4 protein-coding genes are annotated in these 2,579 nt (G+C 68.4%); 2 read left to right on the top strand and 2 right to left on the bottom strand.

Going from position 1 to position 2,579, the window contains the following annotated elements; genetic code table 11:
* A partial coding sequence (locus B0W88_RS31140; protein ID WP_144007116.1) for a cupin domain-containing protein occupies positions 1-431 on the bottom strand: 431 nt, incomplete at its 3' end.
* A 114-nt stretch (positions 432-545) separates the two neighbouring features.
* Between B0W88_RS31140 and B0W88_RS31135 the strand changes: the two genes are divergently transcribed.
* Positions 546-1,517: a phytanoyl-CoA dioxygenase family protein gene (locus B0W88_RS31135; RefSeq protein WP_077038341.1), complete on the top strand. Its 972-nt coding sequence runs from the start codon at positions 546-548 to the stop codon at positions 1,515-1,517.
* 91 nt (positions 1,518-1,608) lie between these two features.
* Positions 1,609-2,106, top strand: a complete 498-nt coding sequence (locus B0W88_RS31130; RefSeq protein WP_077038340.1) for a DUF922 domain-containing protein — start codon at positions 1,609-1,611, stop codon at positions 2,104-2,106.
* A 15-nt stretch (positions 2,107-2,121) separates the two neighbouring features.
* Here the strand turns inward: B0W88_RS31130 and B0W88_RS31125 are convergent.
* A partial coding sequence (locus B0W88_RS31125) for a DUF4384 domain-containing protein (RefSeq protein ID WP_144007115.1) occupies positions 2,122-2,579 on the bottom strand: 458 nt, incomplete at its 5' end.

Genomic DNA, 2,579 nt, shown 5'->3' with positions numbered 1-2,579 from the left:
GCCGGGGTCAGGTCTTGCAGGGCCATCAGCAGCGGCTGCACCACCGCAGCCACCGCCGGTGAGAACTGCAGCCCGCGCCCGGCGCCGGCGGCCAGGCCCTTCAGGCCGGCCAGCTCCGGCCAGCCGTCGATCAGCCGGGCCAGCCAGGCCTCGCTGAACCAGACCACCACGGCCAGCATCGGCACCTCGGGGTCGGGCCGTTCGCGGGCGGCCCAGGTGTGCGGCTGGTTGGGCCCCAGCAGCACGAGGTCGCCGGGCTCGAAGTCCTCCAGGCTGTCGCCCACATGGCGCTGGCCGCGGGCATTGAGCGTCAGCGTCAGCTCGTACTCCGGGTGGTAGTGCCAGAGGAAGGGCAACTCGGGCAGCTCGCGCCACAGCAGGGTCCAGGACTCTCCCGGCGCCACCCTGACCTGCTCGAACTGGGCTTTCATGCGAATGCTCTTTGATGATTGGAAAAGGTCAGGATCGTATCAATCATCGTCATCGGCAGGCAACGCGGCCGGGGCCGAGATTCGCAGAATCCGTTCCACGCAAGGAGACACCCGATGAACGACCGCTACCGCCCCGTTTTCGATCGCAGGACCGACAAGACCCCCGGCAACCCCAGCCTCGCCCACGCCCAGGGCCCGCAGCTGCGCGAGCTGAAGAAGGCGCTGCCGCTGCGCGTGCTGAGCGAGGCCGACTTCGCCCACTGGCAGCGCTTCGGCTTCGTCGTGATTCCCCAGGCGGTGAGTAACGAACAGGTTCAGCGCACCGTGGACTTCCTCTGGGAGTTCCAGCAGCTCGATCCGCGCGACCCCGCCTCCTGGGACCAGCCCGAACGCCGCAGCCACGAGATGGCCGAGCTGAACGGCTCGGGCATGGTCGAGGTCTACCAGAACCAGCGGCTGTGGGACAACCGCCAGACGCAGCGGGTCTACGACGCCTTCGTGGACATCTGGGACCGCGAGGACCTGTGGGTGAGCCTGGACCGCGCCAACCTGAACACGCCCAACCGCGGCGCCCGCGCCTTCGGCGGCTTCATCCACTGGGATGCCGACACCACGCTGGACCCGCTGCCCATCAATGTGCAGGGCGTGCTGGCCCTGTCCGACACCAGCGAGGCCACCGGCGGCTTCCAGTGCCTGCCGGAGCTGTTCGAGCATTTCCAGGGCTGGCGCCGCACTGCGCCCCAGGGCCGCAACGGCTTCCGCCCGGACCTGGACACGGTGCCCTGGCCGCTGCGCTTCGTGCCGATGAAGGCCGGCGACCTGCTGATCTTCAACAGCCTGCTGGCCCATGGCATCCGCCCCAACACCTCGGCCGACCAAGTGCGGCTGGCGCAGTACATCTCCTTCGCTCCCGCCCAGGGCCACGACCCCGCGCTGCGCGATGAGCGGGTGCGCGCCTGGCACGACTGCGAGGCGCCGCAGGGCTTCGCCTTCCCGGGCGATCCGCGCGGCTGGGAGAAGACCCGCTACGGCCGTGCGTCGCTGAGCGAGCTGGGCGAGAAGATCCTGGGCGAGCGGGACTGGTGAGCCCGGGTCTCTTCAACAAGCGGCGGGATGCCGTCGAACCTGTTCGTTAGCAGAATGAGCGGCTTCCACTGATTGACCCGGAGCCGCCGCCATGGCCGACCTCAAGCTCGACATCACCATCAACAAGCCCAAGGTGTCCAAGTTCACCGTCGGCGGCAAGACGCTGGCCGAGGTGCTGAAGAACCTGGACAAGCGCGACGAGTGGGGCCTCTACGACGCCACGCAGAACGCCCAGAGCGGCGCCAAGACCGATGGCGACGGCAATATCGTCAGCGTCACCATGGTGCTGAACCCGGTGATCGAGCTGCCCGCCTGGAGCGGCTACAGCAGCGCCACCAAGCCGCAGAAGGCCTCCTGGGACGCGATGTTCAAGGCCCTGCAGGCGCACGAGAACAAGCACCACGATATCCAGGTCGCCTGCCTGGAAGACCTGAAGAAGGCGCTGAAGGCCGCCAAGTCGCTGGACAAGGACAGCCTCAAGGACCTCATCGAGAAGGCGCAGGACGCAGCGCAGAAGAGGCAGGATGCCTACGACAAGAGCAGCGGGCACGGGGCCAAGGAAGGCGTGGAGCTGGACCTCGACGCCTGACCGCCAGGCAGGGGCCTAACGGACCACCTCGACGGCGAACTTGGCAGCCCCGTAGTTGTCGCAGCCGGCGCCCTGGCAGCCCGCCGGGGCGGCTCCCAGCAGCATCGGCGTCGGGCGCGTCCACTGCTGCAGCAGCATGTCGGCATTCGGGCCGGTGGGCAGCTTCAGGAAGGGCTCCTCGGGCACGGCGCCGATGGCCTTGAAGTTGCGCTGCTTTTCGCTGACCAGCACCACAAAGGTTTCCGGGCCCGCCGGGTCGGCGGTCACGAGGTCGAAGGGCGCCTTGGGCAGGGTCAGCGTCTGGCCGGCCTTGATCGGGATCGGGCCGTCGTCGCTGCGCGGGAACAGCACCATCAGCGAGCCGTCAGGCCCGTAGACCAGCAGGTGGACGAAGCCGTCGCGCTCGGACTTGACGGTGAAGGACAGCTTGTCCTTGTCGATGCGCAGGCGCTGCTGGCGGGCCTGGGCTTCCA

It is taken from the genome of Pelomonas sp. KK5, assembly GCF_001984095.1.
In the GTDB taxonomy this organism is placed as follows: domain Bacteria; phylum Pseudomonadota; class Gammaproteobacteria; order Burkholderiales; family Burkholderiaceae_C; genus KK5.
This window is presented reverse-complemented; position numbering and strand designations above follow the sequence as displayed.